Source organism: Halorubellus salinus, from assembly GCF_020567525.1.
Classification (GTDB): domain Archaea; phylum Halobacteriota; class Halobacteria; order Halobacteriales; family Natrialbaceae; genus Halorubellus; species Halorubellus salinus.
Genome location: NZ_JAJCVI010000002.1, coordinates 190,931 through 215,970, shown reverse-complemented (window position 1 = coordinate 215,970; position 25,040 = coordinate 190,931). Strand labels below are relative to the sequence as shown.

The window sequence follows — 25,040 nt, the reverse complement described above, 5'->3', positions numbered from 1 at the left end:
CTCCTCGGTACTGGACTCCCGGCTACCGCTCCCGTCCACCAGCGCAGCACGTCAGTCCGCCAACGAAGCACGCTCGTACGCCAGTGCGACGCTCGCGTTCTCCAGCGCAACACTCCCGGACTCTCGAGCGGTTTCGCTTCTGAAACGTTCTCCGAGCCTCGGCTTTGATTCACAAAACACGGATCCGAGGCGCGATTAGCTCGCGTTCTGTGGTCGTCTGGTCGAGAGGAGACGATTTTTATACGAGTCCGTCCTTCGATGCGCTATGCACCTCTCGGTTGTCGTCTCGACGCTGAACGGCCGAGAGCAACTCGTTCGAGCGCTCGACGCGCTCGCGGCGGACACCCCGGACGCCGAGGTCGTGGTCGTGAACGGCCCGTCCTCGGACGGGACGACGGGGATGGTCCGCGACCGCGACGACGTCGACGTCCTCGTGGAGATCTCGGAGCGGAACCTGAACGTCGCGCGGAACGCTGGCGTGCAGGCGGCCGGCGGTGACGTCGTCGCGTTCCTGCGGTACGACCTCGCGGTGGAGGAGGGGTGGGCGGACGCCATCCTGGAGAGCGTCGAGTCGGGCGCGGACGTCGTCACGGGACCGACGCATCGGACGGTTCGTGCTGGCGTGACGACGGAATCCCGGGAGACGTGGACCGTCGCGGGACGGGACGTGACGTTCGTCAACGGCGACAACAGCGCGTTCACGCGGGCGGCGCTGGAGGCCGTGGACGGGTTCGACGAGTACCTGGAGACCGGTGGGTCGCGGGACGTCTCGCATCGGATCGCGGCACTCGACTTCGACGTCACGTGGAACGGCGACGTCTGCGTGCGCGGCGAGTTCCAGACGGACGGTGGCCGCGAGCCGGCAGACTGGGGGACGAAGTACCGGTCGCTCGCGTACCGGCTCGTGAAGAACTACGGCATCCATCCGGGTGCGGTCGCGCACACCGCGAAGACCGCGACGTTCGATGGTGCGCGAGCGCTCCGGGACGTCCTCCGTGGTGGGAGCACGCCGTCGGCGTGGCTCGCGAACGGCAAGGGCGTCTTCGAGGGGCTCGCCGTCGGCACGAAGGACGGGCTCGCCGCGCGAAAGCGGATGCCCGCGGATTCGCGGAACCCGAATGGCATCTCGACGCGCGCGGATCGGGCGGTCACTCGCTACGAACTCTGAGCGGCCGGCCGCCGCAGGTCGGCGTCGACGCGCGGTCTCAGCGGCCGTCGGACGCGAGTTCCGGGACGATCCTGGTGGCGTTCTTCGAGAACGCGCGACGCATCTTGTCCTCGCTGACGTCGAGCGTGAGTACCTCCATGATGGCGACGTTCGGGTGCGCGTCGGGGACGCCACTCCCGAACAGGACGCGGTCGGGGTGCTCCATGAGCGCGCGTTCGAGGGGGTCGCGGAACCGGACGTGGCTCGTGTCGAGGTAGCAGTCGTCGTGGCGGTCCAGCAGCGAGATGGCGTCGTGCATCAGTTCCGCCTGGAGCGGGTATCCGCCGAAGCCGGCGAGGACGACGGTGAACGAGCGCGAGAGGAGGGTGTCGGCGACGTCCGTCGGCGGGAACTCGCTGCCGGCCTGGACGACGACGGGGAGGTCGACGTCCTCCAGGACGTCGAGGACGGCGTCGTCGGGGAGGCCGTCGGTCACGGGGTCGAGCACGAACCCGTGGAAGCGGTCGTCGTACGCGTACTGTTCGACTGTCTCGGGGTCCGTGTGGTGGTCGCGGCGGCGCGCGGCGAGGTTCTTGAGGCGACTCGTCGCGGCCGTCCCGGGGTCGCGCGGGCCGGTGAGGCGTGCGAACGCGACGAACGGGCGTTCGACGCTCCGTCGTGCGACGCCGTTGTTCGCGGTGAGGTAGTCGGTGTCCGCGTCGCGGGTTTCCGGGAAGACGACCGTCCGGACGATCCCGGCCTGGCGCATCTCGCGCTCCAGTCGCTCCGGGTCGACGGCGCGTGCACGGTCGCCGTCGTCTCGGTCCGGCGCGAGCGTGGCGTGGACGTCGACCACGCGGAACCGGTGTTCCAACTCCAGCATCTGTCCCGGAGTTCCCCGGCCGTCCGTAAGTCGTTACCGGCCACGGCCTCTCGATGCGACAGGTCGCCGTACGGCCACGAAGATGGCGTGCGAATCGCATGCAAGCGTCGGGAATCTGGAGAAACATAGATATACGACATCGAACCAATAAGTAGTGAGTATTACACATGTCTCAGGCATTCCAATCCCGATCCGGTATGAGCGGACAGCCGCTTTTCATCCTCGCCGAGGACAGCACGCGAACACGCGGCAACGACGCGCAGAGCTCGAACATCGCTGCCGGGCGAGCCATCGCGGAGGCCGTACGCACGACGCTCGGGCCGCGCGGGATGGACAAGCTCCTCGTCGACTCCTCGGGGAACGTCGTCATCACGAACGACGGCGCGACCATCCTCTCGGAGATGGACATCGAGCACCCGGCCGCGGAGATGCTCGTCGACCTCGCGCAAGCCCAGGAGGAGGAGGTCGGCGACGGCACGACCACCGCGGCCGTCCTCGGCGGCCAGCTCCTCGCGAAGGCCGAGTCGCTCCTCGAGGACGACGTCCACCCGACCGCGATCGTCGAGGGCTACCGCGCCGCCGCGGACGTCGCACTCGAGACCATCGAGTCGCTCGAACTCGACGACGACGTCGACGACGACCTCCTCCGCGCGGTCGCGACGTCCTCGATGACCGGGAAGGGGACCGGCGGCATCACCGTCGACGCGCTCGCGGCCCTCGTCGTCGACGCCATCGGGCACGTCACCACGGAAGAGGGCGACGTCGAACGCGACGACGTCCACGTGTTCACGAAGGTCGGCGGGAGCGCGGGCGACACCGAGCTCGTCCCCGGTATCGTCCTCGACGAGGAGCGCGTGCACGACGAGATGCCCCGCGAGGTGACGGACGCGGCCGTCGCCATCCTCGACGTCGACCTCGACGCGAAGGAGGCGAGCGGCGACGTCGAGTACCGCATCGACTCGCCCGAGGCGCTCCAGAAGGTCATGGACGCCGAGGACTCCGAGCGTCGTGCGGTCGCGAAGACCATCGTCGACGCCGGCATCGACGTCGTCGTCTGCACGGACGACGTCGACGACCAGGTCGCGGCGCTCCTCGCGGACGAGGGCGTGCTCGTGTTCGAGAAGCTCTCGAGCGACGACGCACGCGCGGTCGCTCGCGCCACCGGCTCGAAGCGCCTCGGCAGCATCGACGACCTCGACGCCGACGACTTCGGGCACGTCGACCGCATCAGCGTCCGCACGTTCGGGGACGACGAACTCGCGTTCGTCGAGGGCGGTGCGGCCGCCGACGCCGTGACGCTGTTCGTCCGCGGCGGCACCGAGCACGTCGTCGACGAACTCGAACGCGCACTCGACGACGCCCTCGACGTCGTCGCGGTCGCCGCCGAGACCGGCGCGGTCGTCCCCGGCGCGGGCGCGACCGAGGTCGCCATCGCGGACGCCATCCGCGACGCCAGCGCCCGCATCACGGGCCGCCAGCAACTCGCCGCCGAAGCGTTCGCCGACGCCGTCGAGGTCCTCCCGCGGACGCTCGCGGAGAACGCCGGCATGGACCCCATCGACGTCCTCGTCGACCTGCGCGCGTTCCACGAGCACGGCGACGTCCTCGGCGTCGTCGTCGACGGCGAATCCACGACGGTCGCCGACCCCCTCGAGTACGGCGTCGTTGACCCCGCCGCGGTGAAGACCGAAGCGATCGCCGCGGCGACCGAGGCCGCGACGATGATCGTCCGCATCGACGACATCATCGCCGCGAACTGAGTTCCGAACGCTCGTTCTTTCGCTGCCAGCACCACGACGAAGCGACCGCTCGTCGCATGCGTCGTCCGGAAAATGCGGCCGTCCGACCGCGGTCGACCGACCCGGCGTCAGCGGGCGAGTTCGTCGACGGGCGGCGTCGGTGGGTGGGCGTCCGGCGTCAGTGGGCGAGTTCGTCGAGCGGTGCGGCGCTGGGCGTCACGCGGGTGGTGCTCGGGTCGTAGTCGACGGCGCCGACGTCGTCCAGGAGCGGGAGGTGGACGTGATGGAGGGTTACGCGGACTGCTTCCGTGGACGCGGGTGCGTGGTCGCTCGCTTCTCTCCCCGCGACGGCGTCCGCCAGGTCGCCGAGTTGAACGTCGTGCTCGCGTTCGGCGAGGACGTCGCACGCCGTTCGTCGGCGTTCCTCGGCGAGCACCTGGTGGCGGGTGCTCTCGTCGAACACCGGCCCCGACGACTGGTCCGTCGTGTGCTCGGTTGTTGTGTCGATCATGCGTTGGGGGTGACCGCGTGTGACCGCGGACACTGTAGTCGAACACCCCGACAGGGGAAATCCCCGCCTAGAACTACTTCGGTTCGCGTGCACGGGGCAGCCGGTGGGATGAACACGAGTTCCGGTCGCGTGGTCGTACTTTGCATCCCAGTTCCCGATACTTTCGCCCACGTACCGACGAGCTAGTGACCTCCGTCGATGGAGTTGAGGGGCTGTGGTTCGAGGACCTGGTCGAATGACGAACGCGACCCTGACCGACGCGCTCAGCGAGACGCTGTCGGTCTTCGACCCCGGCGTGCCGCGGACGACGCCCGAGGTGACGGACGCGGTCGACGTCGGTCGACGGAGCACGTACACGCGACTGCAGCGCCTCGTCGAGACCGGGCACCTGGAGACGAAGAAGGTCGGCGCGAACGCTCGCGTCTGGTGGCAGCCACCGGATGCCGCCGGGCCGTCAGGCGCGGGAACGGCAACCGACGCGTCGAGCGGGAGCGACGACGCAGGAACGACAGCCGAACCAGCGGCCGAGGACGCGAACGGGACGGCCCCGACGGCCGGCGTGCCGGTGGACCGCGACCGCGCCGTCGACCGGTACGAGGCCATCCTCGAGACCGTCGACGAAGGCATCTACGTCGTCGACGAGGACGGGACGTTCACGCACGCGAACGAGGCGTACGCGGAGATGGTCGGGGTTCCGCGCGAGGACCTCCTGGGGACGGACGTCGCCTCGGTCGCGAACGACCGCACGGTCGAGCGCGCGAAGCGCCTGGAGACCGAGCTCGCCGCCGCCGACCGGTCGACGGCCGTCCTCGAGACCCAACTGGAGCGCCCCGACGGCGAGACGTGGGTGGGGGAGGCGACGTTCGCGCTGATGGACGTGAACGGCGGGTACGAGCGCATCGGTGCGGTACGGGACGTCACCGAGCGCCAAGAGCACGAGCGAGAGCTCGAGGTGCGGATGCAGCAGCAGTCCATCGTCGCGGACCTCGGACAGCGCGCGCACGCGACCGGGTCGCTCGACGACCTGCTCCGCGACGCGGCAGAGCTGGTCGCGGAGACGCTCGGGACGGACTACTGCAAGGTCCTCGAGCTCGACGACCTCGGCGAGTCGCTCCGACTCCGCGAGGGCGTCGGGTGGGACGACGGCGTCGTCGGGTCGGCGACGGTCTCCGCGGTCGAGGACGAATCCCACGCCGCGTACACGCTCTCGACGGAACGCCCGGTCGTCGTCGAGGACCTCGACGCCCACGAGACGATATCCGGTCCGGAGCTCCTGACGAGTCACGACGTCGTGAGCGGTATCAGTACCATCATCGGCCCATTCGACGACCCCTGGGGTATCCTCGGAACGCACGCGACCGACCGACGGGAGTTCGCCGAGCACGACGTCACGTTCGTGCAGTCGGTCGCGAACACGCTCGCCAGCGCCATCGAGCGCGCCGAGTACGAGACCGAACTCGTCAGGCGCCGGCAGGACGTCGACGCGCTGAACGCGCTGCACGAGGTCGTCGCGGACGTCACAGACGAAGTGGTCGAACGGTCGACGCGCGACGCCATCGAGACGGCCGTCTGCGAGCGTCTCGCCGCCGCGGACTCGTACGCGTTCGCGTGGTTCGGTGACGCCGACGGCGCGTCACAGACGGTGAACGTGCGCGCATCGGCGGGCGCCGACGACTACCTGGACTCGGTGACGGTAACGGTCGACCCGGACGACGAACGCAGCGACGGGCCGACCGGGCGTGCGTTCCGCAGCGAGGACGTCCACGTCTCGCGGGACGTCCAGTCGGACGCGCGCCACGAACCGTGGCGGGAGGCGACGGATACGGCTGGCTTCAAATCGTCCGCCGCCATCCCGGTCGTCCACGACGAAGTCACCTACGGGGTGCTTAACGTGTACAGCGAGCGCCGGTCCGCGTTCGACGACCAGGAGCGCGAGGTGCTCGGGCGACTCGGCGAGATCGTCGGGAACGCGCTCGCGTCCGCCGCACGGAAGCAGGCGCTGATGGGCGACGACGTCGTCGAACTCGGGTTCCAGATTCCCGACCTCGTGCCCGACGACGAGTGGTGTGCGCCGGCCGACGCGTCGGTCGTCTTCGAGAGCGTCGTTCCGGTCGGAGACGACGAGTTCATCCTGTACGGTCGTGGAACGCCGGGGACGCGCGAGGCGATACGGGCGTTCGCGGACGGGTACCCGAACTCGCGGACGGTGACGTTCCGGGAGCGAGTGGACGGCGTGTCGTTCGAGCTTCGCGTCGCGAGCCCACCGGTGCTGTCGACGGTCGCGACGATCGGTGGCGAGGTCGACGAGGCGGTCGTCGAGGACGGCGACCTCCGACTGACGCTGCATCTGTCGCCGTCGGTCGACGCGCGTCGCATCATCGACGAGGTGAAGGCGGCGTATCCGGGCGCGCAGATGCTCCGGCACGTCCAGGTGACGCGGCCGCTGGCGGACGGGACGAGCGTCCGCCGGTGGCTGGAGACGGAACTCACGGACCGCCAGCGGAGCGCGCTCGAGGCCGCGTTCCACGCGGGGTACTTCGAGTGGCCGCGGGACGCGGACGCGGAGACCGTCGCCGCGTCGCTGGACGTCGCGCCACCGACGTTCCATCAGCACCTCCGGAAGGCCGAGAAGGGCGTCTTCGACGCGCTGTTCTCCTGAGCGCACCTCTCCTTCCGGAGTCGAGGACCGATGCGTCTCGAACGGACGCACACGACCCCTGAGCCGGTAGCAGCGACTACCCACGAGTTCGGAGAACCTGGGACTCGCGGGAGCCCTGTCGATGGCGCTCGGCGAGATGTTCGGCGGCGACACCTACGCGGTGCTCGGCGTCGTCGCAGGTATCTCCGGGACGCGACGTGGGTCGCGTTCGTCCTCGCCGTCGTCGTCGTCGGTGCCGAACTCCGGTACAGCGCGAGACGTTCGAGGCAGCGGCCGAGGACGTCGTCGAGTGCGTCGAGGACGGCGTGACCGGCGACTGACGGCCGTCGTCCGCGCCCAGTTCCCGTCCGCCCGGGTCCTGATGGACCGCCTCACCCGACGGTGGGCAGGTGCCAGTCGTAGCGGATTGCGAGGGCGCGCAGGACGAACGCGATACCGACGCACGCGGCGACGCCCGTCGGCCGTGGCGCGCCCGCGGTCCGCAGCAGCCAGAACGCGGTGGCGCCGGCGAGCGCGCACGTCGCGTAGAAGTCCTCGACGAGGATACCCGGCGTCCGACCGACGAGGAGGTCCCGTATCGCGCCGCCGCCGGTTCCGGTGAGCATCGCGCACACGAGCACGCCGAACGCCGACAGCCCGCTCTCCCACGCGACGATGGCGCCCGTGGCGGCGAACGCCGACAGCCCCACTGCGTCCGGGAGCTGGACGGCGAGCGAGTCCGTCGAGATGCGTCGGCCGTTCCAGACGAGCGCCACCGCGACGAGGACGCCGGCGAGGACGACGAGGACGTCGGCGGTCGCGGTGAGGGCGACCGGCGTCCGATCGACGAGCAGGTCGCGGGTGATGCCGCCGCCGAGCGCGGTGACGACGCCGAGGACGGCGACGCCGAGCACGTCCAGGCCCTCGTCCGCACCGTCGAGCGCGCCGGCGAGCGCGAACGCCAGCAACCCCAGCCAGTTCAGGACGTCGAACGCGCTCACGGGCACCCACGGGACGGCGAAGGCGCTCACGGGCACCCACGGAACGCCGGTCATTCGACGCGGTCGACGCGCACGTCGTCGCCGGGTTCGAGGTCGAACGCGCGGTCACCTCGGCCCTGGTTGACGTCGCACTCGACGTAGCCGTGACTCCCGACCGTGGCGAGCCACTGGCCCGTCGGCACTCGCGCGAACGTCTCCACTGCGGGTACCTCGCGGCCGTTCACGCGCACCGTCTCCACGCCGTCGAGGACGCGACCGGGGACGTTCGTGATGACGTTCCCGAAGTCGTCCACGGTCAGGACCTCCCCGACCGCTCCCGACTCCGTCGGCGACGCCGCCGGGAGTTCCAGGTCCTCGAACTCGTCGACGCGTGCCGCGCCGACGCGGTCAGTGAACTCGCCGAACCCGAGTCGATGCAGTTCCCCGGCTGCCGGCGCGAACACGTCCCGGCCGTGGAACGTCGACGACGCCGCGTCAGCGTCCTCGATGCGCCACGCGCGAAGCGACTCGCCGTCCGCGAGCAGCTCGCGCGCCGCCGGCACCACCACGCCGTTGTCGGGCGCGACGAACGCGTGCTCGCCCGCCTTCACCGCGAGCGCCGCCCGTTCGGTTCCGACGCCCGGGTCGACGACGACCAGGTGCACCGCTGGCGGGAAGTACGGCAGGAGCTCGCGCAGCCAGAACGCCGCCGCGCGCACGTCCTGGCGGGGGAACTCGTGACTCACGTCCACCAGTCGCGCGTCCGGGTCCCGCCGCAGCAGGACCCCCCGCATCGCCGCCGGATACGGCGACCCGAAGTCCGAAGAGAGCGTGATCATACGAGCGCGTTCACGCACCGGTCGCTTATCGGTTGTCCCTCGCGGTAACGCGCCAGTCGCGTCGCCAGCCGACCGCGGACCGCAGGGTACCTGGGATGCGGTTCGACCGCGGACCGCAGGGTGCCGGCGGTGCGGCTCGACCGCGGGCCGTGCGGCGCGAGCGGTCAGTCCCGGTCGCCCTTCCCACCACTGGGCCCGTTCGAGTCCGTCTCCGAGACCTGCTGGATGCGGTCGACGCCCTGGATCTCGTCGATGACGTCCGCGGCCGCGTCCGGGACGAGCGACCGCCAGTCCCCGCCGTCGATCATGCGGTCGCGGACCTCCGTCCCTTCGAGGACGTCGCGGTTGAACATCGGCGATTGCCGGACCTCGATGCCCGCCTCCGTGAACAACCGGATGACCAGCGGGTTGTTCGAGTACGCGACGTCGAACGCCGGCGACATTGACTGGACGTGACTCACCCACACCGAGTTCCGGTCCAGGTCCTCGATGGGGACCGCGTACGTCGTCATGTCGAACTCGCGCAGGGACTTCGTGAGCATCATGATGCGCTCCCCGGCAGTGAACGGGTCGTGGGTCGTGTGGGAATCACCGGCGCTCCCGATACCGAGAACGAGTTCGTCGACGTCCTCCGCGATCTCGGCGACCATACTATGGTGCCCGTTGTGGTAGGGCTGGAAGCGACCGATGTAGAAACCCCGCGTCATGTCACACCCTGCACGACGCTGATTTATAACGGTGCTGGAAGACGCTCGACTCGAGAACCGGCCGCAGAAGGCGTCTCGACAGCGAAAAGTCCATGCGGGTGGCGCGGTGGGTAGGAGGAAAGTATATCAGTCCGAGTCCCTTCCGTTCGGATAGCGAATCACTTCTATGAGCAAAGACAGCGACACCACCGACGGACGCCCCGAATCGACCGACGAGGTCGAGCAGGGGAGCGGTCAGCCGGACACGGACGTCCCCCAGGACGAGCATCCGGACCTGGGCGTCCCCGGCGGCCCGGAAACCGGAGTCGACGACTCCGGTGAGTCCGACGCTGGCTCCGACGAGGCGACCGGACCGGACATCGACCGGCTCGGGAGCGAAGTCGAAGTCGACGCAGAGATAGACGAGTCGGTCGCCGACGACGACCTCCTCGGTGGCCTCCAGATCGAGAGCACCGACGAGATCGAGGTCCCCGAACGACTCGTGGATCAGGTAATCGGCCAGGACGAGGCTCGCGACATCGTCAAGAAGGCCGCGAAGCAGCGCCGGCACGTGATGATGATCGGCTCTCCGGGGACGGGGAAGTCGATGCTGGCGAAGGCGATGAGTCAACTCCTCCCGAAGGAGGACCTCCAGGACATCCTCGTCTACCACAACCCCGACGACGGGAACGCGCCGAAGGTCCGCACCGTGCCCGCGGGGAAGGGCGACCAGATCATCGAGGCGCACAAGGAGGACGCCAGGAAGCGCAACCAGATGCGGCAGTTCCTCATGTACATCATCGTCGCGGTCGTGCTGGGGTACGCGCTCATCCAGGGGAGTCTCCTCCTCGGTATCCTCGCGGCGGGGGTCGTGTTCCTCGCGTTCCGGTACTCGAGTCGCTCCACGGACTCGATGATCCCGAACCTCGTCGTGAACAACTCCGACCAGCAGACCGCGCCGTTCGAGGACGCGACGGGCGCGCACGCCGGTGCGCTGCTGGGTGACGTCCGCCACGACCCGTTCCAGAGCGGTGGGATGGAGACGCCGAGTCACGACCGCGTCGAACCCGGCGCCATCCACAAGGCGAACAAGGGCGTGCTGTTCGTCGACGAGATCAACACGCTCGACATCCGCAGCCAGCAGAAGCTCATGACGGCCATCCAGGAGGGGAAGTTCTCCATCACGGGCCAGAGCGAGCGCTCTTCTGGTGCGATGGTGCAGACCGAGCCGGTGCCGTGTGACTTCATCATGGTCGCCGCCGGGAACCTGGACGCGATGGAGAACATGCACCCGGCGCTGCGCTCCCGCATCAAGGGGTACGGGTACGAGGTGTACATGGACGACACCATCGAGGACACCCCGGAGACCCGGCGGAAGTACGCGCGGTTCATCGCGCAAGAGGTCGAGAAGGACGGGCGGCTCCCGCACTTCACGCGCTCGGCGGTCGAGGAGATCATCCTCGAGGCGCGCCGTCGCGCGGGCCGCAAGGAGCACCTGACGCTCAAGCTCCGCGACCTCGGTGGCCTCGTTCGCGTCTCCGGCGACATCGCTCGTGCGGAGGACCGCGAGCACACGACTCGGGAGGACGTCCTGCGTGCGAAGCGCCGGAGTCGCTCCATCGAGCAGCAGCTCGCGGACGACTACATCGAGCGCCGGAAGGACTACGAGCTTACGGTCAGCGAGGGCGACGTGGTCGGGCGCGTGAACGGTCTCGCGGTCATGGGCGAGGACTCCGGTATCGTCCTCCCCGTGATGGCGGAGGTCGCACCGTCGCAGGGCCCGGGGCAGGTCATCGCGACGGGTAAGCTCCAGGAGATGGCGGAGGAGGCAGTGCAGAACGTCTCCGCGATCATCAAGAAGTTCAGCGACGAGGACATCAGCGAGAAGGACATCCACATCCAGTTCGTGCAGGCGGGCCAGCAGGGTGTGGACGGCGACTCCGCGTCCATCACGGTCGCGACCGCCGTCATCTCCGCGCTGGAGGAGGTCCCCGTCGACCAGAGTCTCGCGATGACGGGGTCGCTCTCGGTCCGCGGTGACGTCCTCCCCGTCGGTGGCGTCACGCACAAGATCGAGGCTGCGGCGAAGGCGGGCCTCGACACGGTCATCATCCCGGCTGCGAACCTGCAGGACGTGATGATCGAGGACGAGTACGAGGAGATGATCGAGGTCATCCCCGTGAACCACATCAGCGAGGTCCTCGAGATCGCGCTGACGGGTGAGACGGAGAAGGACTCGCTCGTCGACCGCCTGAAGAACATCACCGGGAAGGCCCTCGAACAGAAGGTCGGTCGGACCGGTAGCGGGTCGCCGAGCCCGCAGTAACGCGCCGTGACGGCGTGGACGGCGTTCGCGTCGGTCGCGGGCGTCGTCACCGTACTTCTCTTGTTGGCGTCGCACACGACGAGCCAGCAGTTCGGTGGCTCGGGCGACGGTGACCGCGTCGGCACCCTCGTGCACGGTGAGGCGTCGGTCGGTCGTGAGCCGCGTGAGGCGGTGGCGCCCCGCGAGTTCGGCGTGGACGTGGAGGCCGAGCGCGTGCTGTCGCTACCGGGTGGTCGCGAGCGGGTCGCTGCGCGCGAGCTGGCTGGCGCGCCCGCGCTCTCCCAGCCGATGCTGTTGTTGAACGTGGCGCTCTCGCAGGGCGTGTTCGGGTGTGTGCTCGTCGTGGCGGTGGTCCTCGCGGACGTGCCGTGGACGGCCGTCGGACTCGGGTTCGGGCAGGTCACGGGCTGGCTGTTCCTGGTGGGCGTCGCCCTCGGGGTGGCGCTGTACGCGGTGAACGAGGTCGGTGGGTCGCTCGCGGACGCGGCGGGACTGGGTCGGAGCGAGGCGCTGCGCGAGCTCATGGCGCCGACGTCGCGACGCGGCTGGGTGGTGTTGCTCGGTGGCGTGCTCCCTATCGTCGCCGTCTTCGAGGAGCTCTTGTTCCGCGGGGTGCTCGTCGGCGCGCTCTCGGTCGGGTTCGGCGTGTCGCCGTGGCTGCTCGTGGTCGCGTCCTCGGTCCTGTTCGGGCTCGGGCACGGCGCGCAGGGACGACTGGGCGTCCTCGTCACGGGGGCGCTCGGCGTCGTGCTCGCGACCGCGTTCGTGCTCTCGGGGAGCCTCCTCGTGGTCGTCGTCGCGCACTACCTCGTGAACGCGCTCGAGTTCGTCGTCCACGAGGGCGTCCTCGCCGGGGAGTGACGTCGCTCCTCGACGTGGCGTCCGAATCGACGCTTTCAGGCGTGCGCCCGGTGGAGTGAGCGGTATGAGTGACGGGAGCGACGACGGGCGGGGCGACGAGGTGAGCGTCGAGGAGCCGACGGGCGGCTGGTTGCTGCTCGCGGTGCTCGTCGTGGGCGTGCTCGCGATGCTGCTCGTGGGCTCCCTCCTGGAGGCGCCGTTGGCGACGGAGACGACCGACCTCGGTATCGGGTTCGCGTGGTTGCTCGCCGCGGCGTACGTCGGGTTCCGGATGGAGGGCCGGCCGACGGTGCGTCTCGTCGGGTCGGTCGCGTTCGTCGGTGCGGCGATCGCGCGGTTCGTCGCGCTCCTGTTCCCGAGCACGCTCCTGGAGGCCGTGAGTCTCCTCGGGCTGGTCGTCGGCGCGGGCGCGATGCTCGTCGTCGCCCGCGCCCGAGAGTAGTCGAGGGGGCCCGACGAGTGTCGGGTCGCTGCGTGGTCAGTCCGAGGTCGCGCTGGCGTTCGCGTCCACGGCGGTCCCGCCTGCGTCGGCACTCGATTCCTCTGTCGGGGTGGCGCGGACGGGATCGACGGCGAGCCAGATGCCGGCGCCGAGGGCGGCGAGCGCCACGCCGAACGCGGCGACGCCGTCGACGGCGCCCGCGACGTCGGTGACGCGTCCGGCGACGACCTTCCCGGCGCCGGAGACGAGCGAGAGCGCCATCGACGCGCCCGAGAGGACGGTCGCGCGGCCGACGTCGTCGAGGCGGTCGTTCAGGTACTGGTTCTGTATCGGGCGCGTCAGCGTCCTGATCGCGCGGTTCAGGAACACGACGGGGACGGCTGCGAGCGGGACGACAGCGATGGTCGCGAACGCCACGCCGTAGATGGCGGGGAGGACGGCGAACGCGCCGCCGACGCCGAGGCGGTCTTCGACGGTCCCGGAGAGCGACGCGGCGCCGGCGGACACCAGCTTGAAGCCGGCGTAGAGGACGCCGAGGCCGGCGACGGGCACGCCGACGGCGCGCAGTATCGGTTGCTCGAACGGCCGGGTGGCGGCGAACGCGGTCGCGAACACGGCGGCGTACGCGACGAACCAGCGGATCTCCGGGCGGTGCGCCTGGGCACGGAGGAGCGCGACGGCGTCGCGGACGCCGAAGCGGTCGTCGTCGCCGGCGGTCTCGACGGCGGGGAACGAGTACAGGATCGGGAGGCCGACGAGCGCGAGCGCGGCGTTCGCGAGGAACGGCGCAGCCGGTTCGACGGTGTAGAGGACGCCGCCGAGGACGGCGGCGACGGCGCTCGTCCCGAGGACGAGTGCGTTCGCGCGGCCGTCGACGCGAGCGTACTCGTCCTCGTCGCACGTGGACTGGAGGACCTCGTACAGCCACGCGTCCTGGGTGCCCGAGCGGAACGCCCACCCGGTCGCCCAGACGCCGAACAGGACGACGTAGCCGCTCCGCGTCGGGACGAACGGGAACGCGACCATGATGGCCGCGCGGATGGCGGCGCCGATGGCGAGGCTGCCGCGGCGGCCGACGAGGTCGCCGAGGTACCCGGTGGGTATCTCGACGGCGACGAGCGCGAACGAGAACGTCGCCGAGAGGACGCCGAGGAACGCCAGGTCGAACCCCTTGTCCTGGAGGAACGCGAAGTAGATGGGGAGGTAGAACCCGGACGCGTTCGTGAGCTTGAACGCGTAGAATCGCGTCACGAGCGAGTTCGGTCGGCTCATACCTAGCTATCGAACCGACAGCAACGTGAACGTTCCCGGAAATTGACTTTTGTAAGCGCGCTTCCGTAACTCCGTTATTGTAGGATAGCTGTCACCACTCGACTCGACGGCTCCGTCGCCGCGTCAGAGGTCCTCGAGCGACCGGAGCTTCTGCTCGACCTGCGGCGGGAGCGCGCTCGGGCCGTCCCGGACGCGATGGTCCGGGAAGATGACCGGGAGCGGGTTCTCCGCGAGCGCCTCCCGGACCACGATGACGTCCTCGTCGTCGTCCGCCGACAGCGTCGGCGCCATCTTCGCGAGCTGCTCGACGCTCACCTGCTCGCCGTACCCGACCTGGCGGAGCGCCTCCAGGACCTTCCGCTCGCCCGTCGGGACCGTCAGGCCGACCTCGACGTCCGCGAAGTCGTCCTCGTTGATGCCCTCGCAGTACCGCTCGAACCGGTCGAGGAGCTCGTAGTCGTCGCTCGCATCGTCGTCCGGGAACTCCGGGAACGACACCGAGATGACCCGTCCGCTGGCGACACCGAACTGGACGTACCGCTCCAGGTACTCGATCTCTCGCGCGTAGATGCCGGCTGTGTCGGCCGCGTCCATGCTCGAACGGTCGCCCACCACGCCCTTGAAGCTTCCTCGTCGACCCCCGGCACCGCCAGCGTCGTCTCCTCAGCGTCCGGGTGGGTCGAGGTGGACGTGGTAGAGGCGGTCGCAATCCTCGTCCCCGCAGACCGGGCAGGGGCCCTCGTGGTCGTCGACGACCACGCCGTCGCCCGACCTCGCGGTGGCGTCGACGCCGGTGGCGTCGGCGAGGTCGACGACCCGCGAGCCCTCGGGAGCGAGGACGTAGCCGTCGTCGGTCGCGTCGACGAAGTAGTCGGTGAGCCGGTCGAGGTGGTAATTGAAGCGGCCGGTGTCGCGGACGTCGCTCCGCCGCCGGAGCTCGGAGAACGCGAGCGGGCGGTCGGCGTCGGCGAGCGCGCGCAGGACGCGCACCCGGACCTCGTTCCCGAGGACCTCGAGGGGGTCGACGGGGTCGTCGTCGTTCCGCGAGGGTGCGCCGGAGCCGTCGCCGCGCGGGGCGTCGACCTCGCGGTCGTCGTTACGGGACACGACCGGCGAGTTGTGGCCGCGGCCACTTCGACCTTTCCAGTTAGCGAGCGTACAGAAACGCGTTTCGCGGAACGGCCAAGGGCGCGGCCGTCCTCGGTCCTGGCGATGCTCGCTCGCGCCGTCCGCGCTCGCCTCGCCGTCCTCCAGGCCCCCGCCTTCCGCCGGCTTCTCGCCGGACGGGCGGTCAGCCAGTTCGGCGACGGTCTCTACGCCGTCGCCGCGATGTGGCTCGCGTACAGCCTCACCGACTCCTCCGCTGTCGCCGGCGTCGCGGGGTTCCTCGTCGGCATCCCCGGCGTCTGTCGCGTCCTCGTCGGCCCCGTCGTGGACGACCGGCCGCTCGGGCGCGTCCTCGTCGCCTCGGAACTCGCGCAGGCCGCGTTCGTCCTCGTCGTTCCGCTCTGGTTCTGGCTGGTCGGCGAGTCCGTCGCCGTCGTGCTCGCGACGATGTTCCTCGCCGCGCTCGCCGGGCAGTTCGCCGCCCCCGCACAGAGCGCGACGGTCCCCCGCGTCGTCGACGACGACGACCTCGTCCGCGCGAATTCGCTGTCGTCCGTCGTCGGCCAGGCGACCGACGCCGGGTCGCGCCTCGTCGCCGGCGCACTCGTCGCCGCCACGAGCGCCGTCGCGCTCTACGTCGCGAACGTCGTGACCTTCCTCGTCGCGGCCATCGGCTTTCTCGGGTTGACGATTCCCGGGGACGACGAAGACGACGACGGGGCGGTGGACGCCGCGGACGGCGACCGTCGCGCGGAGGCCACCGGGCGCGACGGTCGCGTCGGCGAGTACGTCGCGGACGTGCGCGCCGGCGTCGACGTCGTCGCGGGGTCGGCGCTCGCGCCGCTGCTCGGCGCGAGCCTGTTCGCGAACTTCCTGTTCGGGACCGCCGCGGCCGTCCTGCCCGCGTACGCCGACGGGCTCTCGGACGCGACGGCGTACGGGACGCTGCTCGCCGTGCTGTCGGCGGGGCGCGTCCTCGGGTCGGTCGCGGCGCCCGCGTTCGAGGACCGCTCGTTCGCGTCGTCGAGCGTCCTCGGATTCGCTGCCGCGGGGGTCGCGTGGGTCGGTGGGGTCGCCGCCAGCGGGCTCCTCGCGACAGCGGCGCTGTTCGGTGCGTCGCGTATCCCCGTCGGCGTGTACAACGTGAACGTCAAAGCGGTCCTCCAGACGGGCGTCCCGAACGACCACCTCGGGCGGGCGACGGCGACCATCGGCACCGCGAGCGCCGTCGTCGCACCGTTCGGGATGCTCGCGGGCGGCGCGCTCGGCGACGCCGTCTCGCCGACGTTCGTCCTGTACGCGAGCGGCGTCGGGTTCGCGCTCACCGCCGCGTACTGGCTCGCGTCGCCGACGCTCCGCCGGTTCGGTGCGCCGACGAGCGTCGAGGACGGCGCGTTCGCGCTCGCCGAGTGACCGCGACCCGATGCCTCGCAGTATCGGTCAGTCGTCGTCGAGATGCGCGAGGAACGCGCGGACTTCGGCGAGCGCGGCGCCCTCGGCGGTGAGGAGGACGTGGTGGCCGGCGCCGGGGACGTGCACGAGTCGACCGTCGGGGAGCGAGTCGGCGATGTCGAGGTCGCGGACGCGTTCGTCGGTCGGCGAGCCGTCGCGCACTGGCTCGGGGGTCGTGGCGTGGTCGCGTCGGAGCACGAGCGCTGGGACCGCCACCTTGGGGAGGAGGTCCACGAGCGCGGGGTACCCCTGGCGGGTTACCTCGGCGACGTGCTCGCTCTGGCGCTGGTCCGAGCGCGCGAAGGTCGGGTAGAGCTCGCGAGGGATCTCGTCCTGCGTCGACGCCGGGTCGTCGTCGGCGTCCTCGTACGCGTCGAGGAGTTCGTCGAAGGACTTCTGAAGGTCCGCGCGGACGTCCTCCGCGAGTCCGTCGGCGACCTCGTCGAGGTCGAACTCCGGCGGCCACCGCATGGCGGCGGGGTCCTCCATGACGACGCCACCGACGCGGTCGGGATGCTCGGCGGCGGCCTTGGCGACGGTCGACCCGCCCATCGAGTGCCCGTACAGGACGGGGCCGTCGAGCCCGAGCGCGTCGATGACGCCGACGAGGTCGGCGACGCGGTCCGCGGGCGCGTACCCCGAGTCGGGCGCGTCGGTGTGGCCGTGTCCGCGGGCGTCGTACGCGACGACGTCGACGTCGTCGTCGACGAGGGCGTCGACGAGCCGGCGCTGGCAGCGTGCGTCCTCGCCGAACCCGTGCGCGACGACGACGGTCGCGACGGCGTCCTCGGGTGCAGGGCCGGCGCGGTAGTACGAGACCGTGATGCCGTTCGCGTCGAGGACGTCGTGCGTCCAGCCGTCGGGGACGACGGGGTCGCCGTCCTCGCCGCGGAACGGGTCCGGCGTCGGGGCGTCGGGTCCGCCGTCGCGTTCGTCGCTGGCGGCGTCCTCGGGGCCTGGGACCATAGCCGACCTTTTCGAGTCGCTGGAGTGAAAGTTACGGTTCGGTGGTCGCTGCGTTCGGGGTTCGGCGGGGAGAGTGCAGGGTTCGGCGGGGAGAGTGCAGGGTTCAGCGGGGAGAGTGCAGGGTTCGGCGGGGAGAGTGCAGGGTTCGGCGGGGAGAGTGCAGGGTTCGGCGGGGAGAGTGCAGGGTTCGGCGGGGAGAGTGCAGGGTTCGGCGGGGAGAGTGCAGGGTTCGGCGTGGAGAACGAGGCCGCTCGCGCCCGGGCGGGCGAGGACGAGCAGTGCGGCGGCGACGGCCACGGTCGCTGTGTGAGTTCGTGCCACGCCTGCGGGGGTCGGGCCATCGACTGCGAGGGAAGCGGTTGTACGGTTCTCGATCGATGAGTTCGTTTCTCGGTGGACGCGGACGCAAGCCTTATGTACGAATCAGTCGGACAATGTACAAGGATGAACACTAGCTCTGGGCAGGGGCTCGCGCCGGCCGTCGAGCGCATCCTCGACGCCGCACGCACTCGCGACCCGCCGACCGGCGACCACGTCGGCGTCGACGCGCGCGACCTCCCCGCCGCGTTCGAGACAGCCGCCGCCGACGGACGAACACCGATCGTCGCCGAGGTCAAACCGACCAGTCCCACCACCGACGGCACGCGCGACGACGACCCCGTCGAGCTGGCGACCGAGATGGTCGACGGCGGCGCCGCCGCCCTCAGCGTCCTCACCGAACCCGAGCACTTCGGCGGCAGCACCGACGCGCTCGAACGCATCCGCGACGCCGTCGACGTCCCCGTCCTCCGGAAGGACTTCCTCCTGCGGGAGTCCCAACTCGACGCCGTCGAGAGCGACGTCGTCCTCCTCATCGCGCGATTCCTCGGAAGCGAGACCGACGCGGACGCGGGCGTCGACGGCGCCGACACGCTCGAATCGATGCTCGCGGCGGCCCGGGACCGCGGCTTCCAGGCGCTCGTCGAGGTCCACACCGAGGCGGAGCTCGAACGCGCGCTCGACGCCGGCGCGCGCATCGTCGGCGTGAACAACCGCGACCTCGCGGCCCTCGACGTCGACCTCTCGACGTTCGAGCGCGTCGCCGACGCGGTCCCGGCGGACGCTCGGGCGGACGTCACCCTCATTGCGGAGAGCGGCGTAGCCACGACCGACGACGTCGCGCGGATGCGGGCCGCAGGCGCCGACGCGCTCCTCGTCGGGAGCGCCATCATGGACGGCGACGTCCACGAGAACACGCGACGGCTTGCGGCGACGAACGGGGCGGAAGCAGTCGATTCGAGCGAGACGGACGACGATTCGACCGACATCACGGAGACCACACAATGACAGCGACGGACGTCAAGTTCGGCGAGTACGGTGGACAGTACGTGCCGGAGGCGCTCATGCCGGCTATCGAGGAACTCACGGACGCCTACGAGCGGTACGTGCTCGAGAACGAGGACGGGTTCATGGACGAGTTCCGGCAACGACTCCGGGACTTCGGCGGCCGACCGCTCCCGCTCCAGCGCGCCGACCACCTGAGCGAGCGCTACGACACCGAGGTGTACCTCAAGCGCGAGGACCTCCTGCACGGCGGTGCGCACAAGCTCAACAACGCGCTCGGGCAGGTGCTGCTCGCGAAGTACATGGGGAAAGAGCGCATCATCGCGGAGACGGGTGCGGGCCAGCACGGGACCGCGACCGCGATGGCGGCCGCGCACCTCGGACTGCCCTGCGAGATCTACATGGGCGAGCGCGACATCAACCGCCAGCGCCCGAACGTCTTCCGGATGAAGCTCAACGGGAGCGAGGTGAATCCCGTCACGACCGGCCGTGGGACGCTGAAGGAGGCGATATCGGAGACGATGCGGGACTGGGCGACGAACGTCGAGGACACGCACTACGTCATCGGGAGCATCGTCGGCCCCGCGCCGTTCCCGGCGATGGTCCGGGACTTCCACGCCGTCATCAGCGAGGAGGCGCGCGAGCAGTGCAAAGAGCAGACCGGCGGCCTCCCCGACACCGTCGTGGCCTGTGCTGGCGGTGGCTCGAACACGATGGGTGCGTTCGCGAACTTCGTGGAGGACGCGGACACGGAACTCGTCGCGGTCGAGGCGGGCGGGTCGTCGCTCGACGTGGACGAGGCGGCGGGCGTCGCACCGAACTCCGCGTCGCTCTCGACGGGCGACGAGGGCGTCCTCCACGGGGCGCGGACGAAGCTCCTGCAGGACGGCGACGGCCAGATCCTCGAGTCCCACAGCATCTCGTCGGGACTGGACTACGCTGGCGTCGGCCCGGAGCTCGCGCACCTCGTCGACGAGGGGCGCGTGCGCGCCGCGAACGTCGACGACGACGCCGCGCTCGCCGCGTTCCATCGACTGTCGCGGCTGGAGGGCATCATTCCGGCACTGGAGACCGCGCACGCGTTCGGGTGGATGGAGGAGAACCCCGATGAACTCGGGGACGTGACGATCGTGAACGTCTCCGGGCGTGGGGACAAGGACCTGGAGAGCGTTATCGAGGAGACCGAGAAGCGCGACGTCGAGGGCGCGGTCGACGTCGGGGAGGTGTTCCGGTGATGGCGGAGAACGAAGCGCTGAACGAGGCGTTCGCGGGCGACGCGGCGTTCGTGCCGTACCTCGCAGCCGGTGACCCGAGCTACGAGGCGAGCCTGGAGTACGTGGAGGCGCTCGAACGCGGCGGTGCGGACGTCATCGAACTCGGGCTGCCGTTCTCGGAGCCGATCGCGGAGGGGTCGACCATCCAGGAGGCGGTCGTCCGGTCGCTCGAGGGCGGGATGACGCCCGAGCGGTTCTTCGAGTTCGTCGACGACCTCGACGTGGACGTGCCGCTCGTCTGCATGACGTACTACAACCTCATCTACCAGTACGGCGACGACGAGGGGCCGCGGCCGTTCGTGGAGAAGGCGGCGTCGCTGGGGCTGTCGGGGTTCGTCGTTCCGGACCTGCCCGCCGAGGAGGCCGGGCCGCTCCGGGAGGCCTGCGACGAGTTCGGTCTGGACCTCGTGTTCATCGTCGCCCCGACGACCGCGGGCGACCGCCTGAAGCGCATCATGGACCAGGTCTCGGGGTACGTGTACGTGCAGGCCAGGCTGGGCGTCACGGGCGCGAAGGACGACGTGAGCGACCAGACGGGCGCGAGCCTCTCGCGGCTGCGCGAGTGGGACGTCCCGAAGGCGGTCGGGTTCGGTATCAAGACCGGCGAGCACGCGCGAGCGGTCGTGGCCGCCGGCGCGGACGGCGTCATCGTCGGGAGCGCGCTCGTCGACATCGTGGCCGAGGGCCACGAAGCGGACACGCCGGTCGCGGAGACCGCGGAGCGCCTGGAGTCGAAGACCCACGAGCTGAAGCAGGGCGCGCTCGCGGGAGCGGGCGAGGACCCCGAATCGCGGGGCGAAAGTTTGGCGGAATCGGAACCGACATAACCCGGCGTGGCACACGATGACACACTAACGCAGTTCGATTCACGCACATGACACGCGACACGACACACCCGACGACACGCGTAGGCACAGGGAAACGCGCACGACTGGACCGCATCTCGACGGACGGCAACTACCTCGTCGTCCCGATGGACCACGGCATCACGATGGGCGCCGTCAAGGGCCTGAAGGACATCGAGGCGACCATCGACGGCGTCACGCGCGGCGGCGCGGACGCCGTCCTCACGCAGAAGGGCATCGCGCCACGCGTCCACGACAACAAGAACGGCGCGGGCTTCATCGTCCATCTGAACGGCTCCACGACCATCGGCCCCGACGAGGCCGACAAGCGCGTCACCGGAACCGTCGAGGAAGCGGTTCGCGCCGGCGCCGACGCCGTCTCCTTCCACATCAACGTCGGCGGGGAGCACGAACCGAACCAGATAGAGGACCTCGCCGAGCTCACGCGGGACGCGGACCGCCTCGGGATGCCCGTGCTCGCGATGGCGTACGCTCGCGGCGAGGGCGTCGACTCGACGGACCCCGAAGCGCTCGGGCACGCCGTCCGGCTCGCCGAGGAACTCGGCGCGGACGTCGTCAAGACCGGGTACTCCGGTGACGCCGAGAGCTTCCAGCACGTCGTCGAATCCACGCGCCTCCCCGTCGTCATCGCCGGCGGCGCGAAGGGCACGGACCGCGAGACCGTCGAAGCCGTCCGCGGCGTCATGGACGCCGGCGGCGCCGGCGTCTCCATGGGCCGCAGCATCTTCCAGCACGACGACCCCGAAGCCATCGCCACCGCCATCAGCGCCGTCATCCACGACGACGCGTCCGTCGACGACGCCCTGGAGCGCGCCGGCCTCCTCGTCGAAGCCTGACCACCGTCCACGCGATCCGTTCTCGTCCCCAGTCGGGACGCGATAGCACGTTTCAGCGTAGAGTTATACTCGTCGTCGGCGTACATACACACGGATATCACGTCTCGGTACCGGCGCCGACGGTTCCCCGCATCGAGTTCTCGTCGCTCGATTCGACGACCATTCCCAGCGCCACCGACGCGTGGTCCGGAGACCCATCATGTCCAACTCAGATTCCGTCGTCGTCAGTACCGGCACCCGAAGCAACGGCCGCTGGCTCATCGGTGGGTTCGTCGTCCTCTTCGGCGTCCTCCTCCTGCTCGACACCACCGACACGGTCGCCATCGACGGGTTCGACGTCCTGCTCGCGAGCGCGTTCGTCGTCTACGGCGCGTACCGCCTCGTCACCACGCGCTTCACGCACCTCTTCTGGCCGATCACGCTCGTGCTCGTCGGCACCGGCTGGCTGCTCGTCGAGTTCGGCGTCCTCACGGGCACCGAAGCCGGCCAGTTCTGGCCCGTCCTCGTCGTCCTCTACGGCGTGACGCTCGTCCTCGGCCGCAACCGGCGGAACGGACTCGTCCGCACGAACGGGCGCCACGTCGTGGTCGGGAACGTCGACGACGTCGACCGTGACGGCGCGCGGAGCGTCACCGCCGTCTTCGAGGACGCCGACGTCGACCTCCGCGCCGTCGAGCGCGACCCCGACGACCCGCCGCTCGCCGTGGACGTCACCGCCGTCTTCGGGGACGCGACCGTCCGCGTACCCGAGGACTGGGTGGTCGCCATCGACACCACCGCGGTGTTCGGCGAGGTCCGCGACCGTCGCCGCAGCAACCCCGCCGGGTCGCCGGACCTCGTCGTCGACGGCGCCGCCATCTTCGGGGACATCACGCTCCTCGACTGAGTCGCCCGTCGACCGCGTCACGCCGTCGTCGCGAACGCGCCGACTCGCGCGGAACCAGACCGTTTTTGCCGACCGATTCCCTCCCTCGTCGCGTGCAGAGTGGGACGCCCGACCCGGAGACGCCACGGGACCTCCTGTCGTACGCTCGCATCTACGCGGAGAGCGTGGCGCTCGACGTCGACCACGACGCCATCGAGTGGGAGGTGTCGAAGCGAGCACGGCGGCGCGCGGGTGCGTGCTCGTACGACGCGTCCTCGGGAACGGTCACGATCCGGTTGACGTGGGACGCCTACGAGCAGTACGGCTGGCGGCAGTTCACGGCCACCATCCGCCACGAACTCGTGCACGCCTGGGAGTTCCAGACGTACGGCGAGGCCGGGCACGGCGAGCGGTTCCGCGAGAAGGCGGCCGCGGTCGACGCACCCAGACACTGCGAGTCCTTCAGCGACCCGCGACTGGAGCTCGCGTGCACCGATGGCTGCGAGTGGCGCGCCGGCCGGCATCGCGCCTCGAAACCCGTCAAGCAACCGGGCGGTTACCGGTGCCCGGACTGCGGTGCCGACGTCGAGGTCGAGCACCTCGCGTCGGGCGTGACGTGGACGGACGCCGCCGGCTACGAGCGAGCGCGCGCCGTCGTCGACGACTGGTGACCGCTCGACTCGACCGGTGACCGCGCGCTACCAGGTGCCGCGAGCGAGCCGGACGAGGCCGTCGCCGGCGACGAACGCGACCATGCCCGCGAACCCGGCGAGGAGGAGGAACGCGGAGACGAGCGCTGCGGGGTCGAAATCGGCGTTCGCCGGTGCAGTGTCCTGGAACAGTATCGCGACGCCGACGGCGAACGTCGCGGCGCTCGCGGACTGGAGGATGCGGACGACGGCGCGACCCACCGAGGTCACGTCGCCGTCGGCGAGCGCGACCCGGTACGCGTCGACGACGCCGTGCACGAGCAGGCTCGCGGCGAGCGCGGGGACGGCGACGAGCACGGTCGTCCAGAAGGCGACCCGAGCGACCTCCGGCACGCCGGGCTGCGGCCCGAAGAGGAGCCCGCCGAGACCGTACGCGAGCGCGAGGGCGACGCCGCCGAGGACGAACCAGCAGACGAGCAGGAACTCGACGCGATGGAACGACAGCCACGAGCGCACGCCGTCGACCGCACCCGTACCGCGGCCGTGCCCCCCGCGACCGCCGCCGCTGCCGTCGCCGCTCCGGGGACCGCCGTCGCGCTCGTCGTCGTGACGGGTGTCGAACTGCCCGCGTGAACGCGTCATACGTGACGCGTCAGACGGTCGAAGTAAATGCTTTCTCCTCGCCTAGAGCACGCGGAGGAGGTCGTCGGGCGCGTCGAACGTGTGATGCGGGTCGTGCTCCGCGTCGTCGCTCGCGTCGTCGTACGGCACCCACGCGGAGCGGACGCCCGCGGCGTGCGCGCCGGCGACGTCAGCGGCCTTCGAGTCGCCGACGAGCACGGCCGCGTCGGGCGCGACGTCGAGCGCGTCCACCGCGGTCTGCACGGGCTTCGGGTCGGGCTTGGGTGGCATCCCCGCGGCCGGGTCGCAGAACACGGTCGCGTCGAACGCGTCCGCGATACCGAGCGCCGAGAGCTTCGTCGACTGCGTCTCCCGGCCGCCGTTCGTGACGAGCGCGACCGGACCGTGGTCGCGTGCGGACTCGAGCGCCGCGCGAGCACCGTCGCGGAACCGAACTGCGGAGTGATCGACGAGCCCGTCGTGCGCGTCCGCGAGCCGCCACGACGGCACGTCGCCGGGGTCGACGCCGTCGACGCGCTCGGCGGCGAGGTCGAACAGCGCCGCGAAGAACTCGCGGTCGCTCTCGCACTCGGGGGTCGCCGACGCGACCGCCGCCAGGTCCGCGACCTCGCAGAACGGGTCGACCCCGGCACGCTCGAACGTCGCCGCCAGCAGTTCGTCGGACTCCTGCGTGGAGACGCACAGCGTCAGGTCCAGGTCGAAAAGCACCGCCGCCGGCGAGTCTCCGCCCATGCC

At 70.4% G+C, this 25,040-nt stretch carries 24 protein-coding genes; 13 read left to right on the top strand and 11 right to left on the bottom strand.

Annotation, left to right across the window (positions count from 1 at the left end):
* Nucleotides 1–265: 265 nt before the first annotated feature.
* Complete coding sequence (locus LI336_RS05520) at nt 266–1,168, top strand: glycosyltransferase family 2 protein (RefSeq protein ID WP_227131707.1); 903 nt, start codon at nt 266–268, stop codon at nt 1,166–1,168.
* Nucleotides 1,169–1,205: 37 nt separating this feature from the next.
* Here the strand turns inward: LI336_RS05520 and LI336_RS05515 are convergent, their stop codons facing one another.
* Entirely contained in the window at nt 1,206–2,030 is an 825-nt protein-coding gene (locus LI336_RS05515) for an amidohydrolase family protein (RefSeq protein WP_227131705.1), read from the bottom strand.
* A gap of 197 nt (nt 2,031–2,227) precedes the next feature.
* On the opposite strand from LI336_RS05515, the gene thsA reads away from it, so the two are divergent.
* Nucleotides 2,228–3,790, top strand: a complete 1,563-nt coding sequence (thsA, locus tag LI336_RS05510; RefSeq protein ID WP_227131704.1) for a thermosome subunit alpha — start codon at nt 2,228–2,230, stop codon at nt 3,788–3,790.
* A gap of 157 nt (nt 3,791–3,947) precedes the next feature.
* Here thsA and LI336_RS05505 read toward each other — a convergent pair whose 3' ends face one another.
* On the bottom strand, nt 3,948–4,280 hold the full coding sequence (locus LI336_RS05505; protein WP_227131703.1) for a DUF7344 domain-containing protein: 333 nt from the start codon (nt 4,278–4,280) through the stop codon (nt 3,948–3,950).
* A gap of 235 nt (nt 4,281–4,515) precedes the next feature.
* On the opposite strand from LI336_RS05505, the gene LI336_RS05500 reads away from it, so the two are divergent.
* A complete protein-coding gene (locus LI336_RS05500; protein ID WP_227131701.1) occupies nt 4,516–6,939 on the top strand; it encodes a GAF domain-containing protein in 2,424 nt (807 codons plus the stop codon).
* A gap of 371 nt (nt 6,940–7,310) precedes the next feature.
* Here the strand turns inward: LI336_RS05500 and LI336_RS05495 are convergent, their stop codons facing one another.
* The 3 genes from LI336_RS05495 to LI336_RS05485 form a co-directional block, all read right to left on the bottom strand.
* The gene (locus tag LI336_RS05495) at nt 7,311–7,973 is read right to left on the bottom strand and encodes a trimeric intracellular cation channel family protein (protein ID WP_227131699.1); all 663 of its coding nucleotides are present in this window, start codon (nt 7,971–7,973) and stop codon (nt 7,311–7,313) included.
* A complete protein-coding gene (locus tag LI336_RS05490; RefSeq protein ID WP_227131694.1) occupies nt 7,970–8,737 on the bottom strand; it encodes an SAM hydrolase/SAM-dependent halogenase family protein in 768 nt (255 codons plus the stop codon). Before LI336_RS05490 ends, LI336_RS05495 begins: the two co-directional genes overlap by 4 nt.
* Before the next feature lie 164 nt (nt 8,738–8,901).
* A complete protein-coding gene (locus LI336_RS05485; protein ID WP_227131692.1) occupies nt 8,902–9,444 on the bottom strand; it encodes a nicotinamide-nucleotide adenylyltransferase in 543 nt (180 codons plus the stop codon).
* Nucleotides 9,445–9,610: 166 nt separating this feature from the next.
* Between LI336_RS05485 and lonB the strand changes: the two genes are divergently transcribed.
* The 3 genes from lonB (at nt 9,611) to LI336_RS05470 (ending at nt 13,052) form a co-directional block, all read left to right on the top strand.
* Complete coding sequence (lonB, locus tag LI336_RS05480) at nt 9,611–11,749, top strand: ATP-dependent protease LonB (protein WP_227131690.1); 2,139 nt, start codon at nt 9,611–9,613, stop codon at nt 11,747–11,749.
* Between the two features lie 6 nt (nt 11,750–11,755).
* On the top strand, nt 11,756–12,610 hold the full coding sequence (locus tag LI336_RS05475) for a CPBP family intramembrane glutamic endopeptidase (protein WP_227131689.1): 855 nt from the start codon (nt 11,756–11,758) through the stop codon (nt 12,608–12,610).
* 64 nt (nt 12,611–12,674) lie between these two features.
* On the top strand, nt 12,675–13,052 hold the full coding sequence (locus LI336_RS05470; RefSeq protein WP_227131688.1) for a hypothetical protein: 378 nt from the start codon (nt 12,675–12,677) through the stop codon (nt 13,050–13,052).
* Nucleotides 13,053–13,088: 36 nt separating this feature from the next.
* Here LI336_RS05470 and LI336_RS05465 read toward each other — a convergent pair whose 3' ends face one another.
* From LI336_RS05465 to LI336_RS05455, 3 genes are all read right to left on the bottom strand, one after another.
* The gene (locus LI336_RS05465; RefSeq protein ID WP_227131686.1) at nt 13,089–14,324 is read right to left on the bottom strand and encodes an MFS transporter; all 1,236 of its coding nucleotides are present in this window, start codon (nt 14,322–14,324) and stop codon (nt 13,089–13,091) included.
* A 123-nt stretch (nt 14,325–14,447) separates the two neighbouring features.
* On the bottom strand, nt 14,448–14,918 hold the full coding sequence (locus LI336_RS05460; RefSeq protein WP_227131684.1) for an MGMT family protein: 471 nt from the start codon (nt 14,916–14,918) through the stop codon (nt 14,448–14,450).
* Between the two features lie 69 nt (nt 14,919–14,987).
* On the bottom strand, nt 14,988–15,431 hold the full coding sequence (locus LI336_RS05455; protein WP_227131682.1) for a winged helix-turn-helix domain-containing protein: 444 nt from the start codon (nt 15,429–15,431) through the stop codon (nt 14,988–14,990).
* Nucleotides 15,432–15,536: 105 nt separating this feature from the next.
* On the opposite strand from LI336_RS05455, the gene LI336_RS05450 reads away from it, so the two are divergent.
* Complete coding sequence (locus LI336_RS05450; protein ID WP_227131680.1) at nt 15,537–16,844, top strand: MFS transporter; 1,308 nt, start codon at nt 15,537–15,539, stop codon at nt 16,842–16,844.
* A gap of 27 nt (nt 16,845–16,871) precedes the next feature.
* On the opposite strand, the gene LI336_RS05445 is transcribed toward LI336_RS05450, so the two are convergent.
* Nucleotides 16,872–17,849 (bottom strand): alpha/beta fold hydrolase, encoded by a 978-nt coding sequence (locus LI336_RS05445; protein WP_227131678.1) that lies wholly within the window; start codon nt 17,847–17,849, stop codon nt 16,872–16,874.
* A gap of 444 nt (nt 17,850–18,293) precedes the next feature.
* Here LI336_RS05445 and trpC point away from each other — a divergent pair, with 444 nt between their 5' ends.
* The 6 genes from trpC (at nt 18,294) to LI336_RS05415 (ending at nt 23,684) form a co-directional block, all read left to right on the top strand.
* Nucleotides 18,294–19,175 (top strand): indole-3-glycerol phosphate synthase, encoded by an 882-nt coding sequence (trpC, locus tag LI336_RS05440; RefSeq protein WP_227131676.1) that lies wholly within the window; start codon nt 18,294–18,296, stop codon nt 19,173–19,175.
* Nucleotides 19,172–20,407 (top strand): tryptophan synthase subunit beta, encoded by a 1,236-nt coding sequence (gene trpB / locus LI336_RS05435; RefSeq protein ID WP_227131674.1) that lies wholly within the window; start codon nt 19,172–19,174, stop codon nt 20,405–20,407. The genes trpC and trpB overlap by 4 nt, the downstream gene beginning before the upstream one ends.
* On the top strand, nt 20,407–21,273 hold the full coding sequence (gene trpA, locus LI336_RS05430; protein WP_227131672.1) for a tryptophan synthase subunit alpha: 867 nt from the start codon (nt 20,407–20,409) through the stop codon (nt 21,271–21,273). Before trpB ends, trpA begins: the two co-directional genes overlap by 1 nt.
* 47 nt (nt 21,274–21,320) lie before the next feature.
* A complete protein-coding gene (locus LI336_RS05425; protein ID WP_227131670.1) occupies nt 21,321–22,148 on the top strand; it encodes a 2-amino-3,7-dideoxy-D-threo-hept-6-ulosonate synthase in 828 nt (275 codons plus the stop codon).
* Between the two features lie 199 nt (nt 22,149–22,347).
* Nucleotides 22,348–23,034 (top strand): LiaF transmembrane domain-containing protein, encoded by a 687-nt coding sequence (locus LI336_RS05420; protein ID WP_227131668.1) that lies wholly within the window; start codon nt 22,348–22,350, stop codon nt 23,032–23,034.
* A 92-nt stretch (nt 23,035–23,126) separates the two neighbouring features.
* A complete protein-coding gene (locus LI336_RS05415) occupies nt 23,127–23,684 on the top strand; it encodes a SprT-like domain-containing protein (protein ID WP_227131666.1) in 558 nt (185 codons plus the stop codon).
* 27 nt (nt 23,685–23,711) lie between these two features.
* Here the strand turns inward: LI336_RS05415 and LI336_RS05410 are convergent, their stop codons facing one another.
* Both LI336_RS05410 and LI336_RS05405 read right to left on the bottom strand, forming a co-directional pair.
* Entirely contained in the window at nt 23,712–24,305 is a 594-nt protein-coding gene (locus LI336_RS05410) for a hypothetical protein (RefSeq protein ID WP_227131664.1), read from the bottom strand.
* Nucleotides 24,306–24,347: 42 nt separating this feature from the next.
* Nucleotides 24,348–25,037, bottom strand: a complete 690-nt coding sequence (locus tag LI336_RS05405) for an HAD family hydrolase (RefSeq protein ID WP_227131663.1) — start codon at nt 25,035–25,037, stop codon at nt 24,348–24,350.
* Nucleotides 25,038–25,040: the final 3 nt, after the last annotated feature.